General features: G+C 56.4%; 7 protein-coding genes. 6 read left to right on the top strand and 1 reads right to left on the bottom strand.

Annotated elements, in window-relative coordinates; all coding sequences use genetic code 11:
* Positions 1-203: response regulator transcription factor (locus tag AC1DH9_RS23860; RefSeq protein WP_477808888.1), on the top strand; the 203-nt coding region annotated here is incomplete at its 5' end.
* Between the two features lie 150 nt (positions 204-353).
* The gene (locus AC1DH9_RS23855; protein ID WP_427541931.1) at positions 354-1649 is read left to right on the top strand and encodes an NRAMP family divalent metal transporter; all 1296 of its coding nucleotides are present in this window, start codon (positions 354-356) and stop codon (positions 1647-1649) included.
* Between the two features lie 85 nt (positions 1650-1734).
* On the opposite strand, the gene AC1DH9_RS23850 is transcribed toward AC1DH9_RS23855, so the two are convergent.
* Positions 1735-2172, bottom strand: coding sequence for a YciI family protein (locus AC1DH9_RS23850; RefSeq protein WP_427541934.1), 438 nt, complete (start codon positions 2170-2172; stop codon positions 1735-1737).
* 409 nt (positions 2173-2581) lie between these two features.
* Here AC1DH9_RS23850 and AC1DH9_RS23845 point away from each other — a divergent pair, with 409 nt between their 5' ends.
* The 4 genes from AC1DH9_RS23845 to AC1DH9_RS23830 form a co-directional block, all read left to right on the top strand.
* A complete protein-coding gene (locus tag AC1DH9_RS23845) occupies positions 2582-2875 on the top strand; it encodes a DUF6124 family protein (protein ID WP_427541937.1) in 294 nt (97 codons plus the stop codon).
* A gap of 35 nt (positions 2876-2910) precedes the next feature.
* Positions 2911-3168: a hypothetical protein gene (locus AC1DH9_RS23840; RefSeq protein ID WP_427541940.1), complete on the top strand. Its 258-nt coding sequence runs from the start codon at positions 2911-2913 to the stop codon at positions 3166-3168.
* Positions 3169-3505: 337 nt separating this feature from the next.
* Positions 3506-4198: a DUF433 domain-containing protein gene (locus AC1DH9_RS23835; RefSeq protein ID WP_477749093.1), complete on the top strand. Its 693-nt coding sequence runs from the start codon at positions 3506-3508 to the stop codon at positions 4196-4198.
* A partial coding sequence (locus tag AC1DH9_RS23830) for a PIN-like domain-containing protein (protein WP_477808889.1) occupies positions 4195-4269 on the top strand: 75 nt, incomplete at its 3' end. The genes AC1DH9_RS23835 and AC1DH9_RS23830, both read left to right, overlap by 4 nt.

The raw sequence follows: 4269 nt of genomic DNA, 5'->3' as shown, positions 1-4269 counted from the left end.
GTCCGCACCACGCCACGGTGAACCTCACACCCCGTGAACGCGAAATCTCGATGCACATCGTCAATGGCCTGACCTGCAAGGAAGTGGCCAAAAAACTGGCGATTTCCCACCGGACCGTGGAAGTCCATCGCGCCCGCCTGATGAAAAAACTGCAGGCCAAGAACAGTGCTGAGCTGGTGTCGAAGATTATTTTTGTGAGTTGACGGACGAGCCCCCCGCCAAGCCATAAAGAGAAGTCCTTTCAGTATTCGCGCTGAGGTCGAGAGTGGAGGAAGTACGCTCAGGGAACTCCCCGCAAAAGCCTCCAGTCACAGCTATATATGGCATCCCGCCGCCCCGCGAAGCCGACAACAATGAACAACGAAGAGCTTGTCTCCAAGCCAGTGGTCAGGGCTCATGGTTCGTGGTTGAAAAAACTGGGACCGGGGCTGATTACCGGTGCTGCCGACGATGACCCCAGTGGTATCGCAACCTACTCGCAAGCCGGCGCGCAGTTTGGTCTGAACACGCTCTGGACGTTGTTACTGACGTTCCCCCTGATGGTCGGCATTCAGGTCATCAGCGCCAAAATCGGTCGGGTCAGCGGTCACGGACTGGCAACCAACATTCGCCATCATTACCCCAAGCCCTTTCTATTTTCCATTGTCGGGCTATTGCTGATCGCCAACACCGTGAACATTGCCGCCGACGTCGCCGCAATGGGTAATGCGACGAAGTTGCTGATCGGTGGGCCGACTCACTTCTACGCCGTAGGCTTCGGGGTGGTTTCGTTACTGCTGCAGATGTTCATTCCCTACAGCCGCTATGTGCGCGTACTCAAGTGGCTGACCCTGGTATTGCTGGCTTACGTGGGCATAATTTTTGCGGTGCAGATCCCGTGGGGCAAGGTCGCTCTGCAGACGGTATGGCCGCATCTGTCCTGGAAGCCGGAATACATCACCATAGTCGTGGCCATTTTCGGCACAACCCTCAGCCCCTACTTATTCTTCTGGCAGGCCTCCCAGGAAGTGGAAGAAATGGAGGCTCGTCCCGACGCAGACTCGCTGATCAAGGCTCCAGAGCAGGCAAAGGTCAATTTCCGGCGGATCCGAATCGACACGGTCATTGGAATGGCATTTTCCAACGTCATCGCGTTTTTCATCATGCTGACCACCGCCGTCACCCTTCACATGCACGGCATGACTGATATCCAGACCTCCGAACAAGCGGCGAGTGCCCTGCGGCCCATCGCCGGAGAGTTTGCCTTCTGGCTGTTCAGTGCCGGCATCATCGGTACCGGTTTGCTGGCCATTCCCGTACTGGCAGGTTCCGCCGCCTACGCCATGGCGGGGGCCTTTCAATGGAAAAACAGCCTGGCCGACGAGCCAAAAACCGCCAAAGGCTTCTACGGAGTCATTGCAGCGGCAACGTTGTTGGGCGTTCTGCTGTGCTTTGCGCCCATTGATCCGATCAAGGCTTTGCTGTGGAGCGCCGTGATCAACTGCGTCATGGCCGTGCCGATCATGTTCACCATGATGTTCATGGCATCGCGCAAGGACATCATGGGTGACTTCGTCATTCGGCCAGGCTTGCGGATACTGGGCTGGAGTTGTTCGATGGCGATGGCATTGGCGGTCATCGCGATGTTTTGGGGAATGCTCGCCGGTTGATCCTGTTCAGCACCAACGAACAAGGGGACCGATTGATTGTCGTGAGTCCGACCCAAGTCAAAATTAATCAGCCCCCCTTTTCGTTTCAGCACTTCTTCGCCTGATCTTTCGCCTGCGCCCACACACGCTCTTCCTGCTCGCGCAGCTCCGGTGTGAACTCGGCACCGAAATCTTCCGCCTCGAACACCTGGCGAATTTCGATCTCTGCCTCCGTACCCGGCATCGGGTTTGGGCAGCGTTTGACCCAGTCGATGGCTTCCTGCTTCGACTTCACCTGCCACAGCCAGTAGCCGGCGATCAGTTCCTTGGTTTCGGCAAACGGGCCGTCGATCACCGTACGTTTCTCGCCGGAGAAGCGCACGCGGGTACCTTTGCTGCTGGGGTGCAGGCCTTCGCCGCCGAGGAGGATGCCGGCCTTGACCAGCTCTTCGTTGTAGTTGCCCATCGCGGTCAACAATTCCTGGCTGGGCATCACGCCGGCTTCGGAATCCTTGCTGGCTTTTATAATGATCATGAATCGCATCGTCGTCTCTCCGTTGGATGTGAACTACTCACTACCTTGTCGAACGGTAGCGCCGCAAATCGACAGCCCTTCATTTTTTATTTCCGCGCCCTCAACGATCCTAGGACATTTCCCGCAAACCGTAGTGCATGTGGTGAACTGGCGAGGAAGGATCAGGAGAGATAGCCTTCAGGTGTCGCTGCGCATCAGCGACCGGCTTTGACAGGCCGAAAAGTGTAATCTTTCACTCCACCTGAAAAGACGGCATGCTTTCCCGCATGCAGTTTCTTTATGGCGGCTGTGCGCGGGGCATCTTCGGGTGCGCCGGGTTCTTACACTTCTGGTCTGTCAACCCGCGTACGGCTGCCACCCAATCCTGTTTGACAGCGGGGGGCTGGCAGCTTTTATCACCAGTGTAAGGAGCTCCACCATGAAAAAGATCACCCCCAATCCCCCCGAAAAAACCACCACTCCTGTAAGCAATCTCTTCACCCTCCTCCCCAACATCGACACCGAAACCCTGCTGATCCACACCTCCGAAACCCTCGCCTCGCTCAACGTCATGACCACCGATCTGGCCTTCCAGCTCGAAGACTCGCGTCGCAACGTGGCGTTGGCGATTCAGCAGTTGATCGTGCTGGGCGAATTGCTGGTGAACCGGGCACTGGAGCATTTCGACACGCCGGACGCATCACACGAACCTCAACCCGCCGCTCACCACTGAGTGGTCACGCTCTGCTATTGAATGGAGGTTCTGCCATGACTCGATACATGCCCATCACCGGCATCGACTGCACCATCGCATCCCTGTTAATCGACACCGAAGCGCCGCTGGACGTGCTGCATGAAACAGCCGCCTACCGCATCCGTACCGCGACACAGTTGTTGGAGATCGTCGCCACCGGCGAGGGGATTCACAGTGAACTGGCACGAGCGCTGGTGGTTTCACTGCGCGATGGTTGTGATTTGCTGGACGTTGTTGGGCGACGATTGCAGGCGCAGGTTTTCTTGTCGTGAGGAAAATGGTGGCCCTCGCGGGCCACTTTCTAGCAATTGAGTTAACCCGTGCGCGGCTCACGATAAGCCTCTGACTCAACGGAAGGCTTCACTTAACGTAACTTTCTGTCGACCCAATGCGTGGGTATCGCTTCGTGAAACTACCTCAGCATCGTTCCTTCCGTGGTCAGGGTCAGATATTTCCCGCAAGCCAAAGCGTCGTGTGTGAACTTGTGCGGAATGAGCCGCAAACCTAATCTAGGCAAACGATACAGACGGTTCGTCTCAAACCGATTGATCGAGATCGCCACTGCCACCAGACTCCACCTTCCGCACTACCCGCTGACAAGGAGGCCACATGCAACGCACTGCGCTACCCAGCCATCTTGTTGGCATTGGCTTGTACACCCCGGCAGAAGCCGCGCTCTACACCGGCATTCCGGCCGCTGACATCCGCCGCTGGTTGTTCGGGTATACCGCCCACGGTGCTCTGCATCCTGGTCTGTGGCCCTCCGAACTGGCTGATCTGGGTGAACCCATCCTGGGTTTTCACGACCTTCTCGAAATTCGCTTTGTTCACGCTTTCCGTAAGCACGGCGTTAGCTTGCAAGCTATTCGCAGCGCTTCGGTGCAAGCAAAAGCGATGTTTGATCAGGCCTATCCCTTTACCTGCAAACGATTCCAAACAGACGGACGGAGCATTTTCGCCACGGTTCTGGATGAACTCGGCGATGACGCCTTGCTTGACCTGGTCAAAAGGCAATACGCCTTCAAACAGGTCATCACGCCATCGCTCTATGAAGGCATTGATTACACGGGCTCTGGTGCCGCTCAACGCTGGTACCCGATCAAACGCAGCAAGGCCATTGTTCTCGACCCCTCCAGAAACTTTGGAAAACCTGTGCTTTCCGTTACAGGGATCGACACAGCAACTGTTTTCAGTGCTTATCAAGCCGAAGGGAACGATGCCAAGCGCGTTGCTCAAATTTACGAGATACCTGCCAACGCAGTAGACGCGGCAGTTAATTTCGAGCTTAGGAATGCGGCTTGAACTTCCTGCTGGACAACAACCTCCCTCCCGCTCTGGCCCGTGCCCTTAACGAACTCTCCAAATCCGAAGGC

Source organism: Pseudomonas sp. 05T35, from assembly GCF_056396605.1.
Note: the sequence above shows the minus strand (reverse complement) of the source record. Positions and strands in the feature narration are given on the sequence as shown.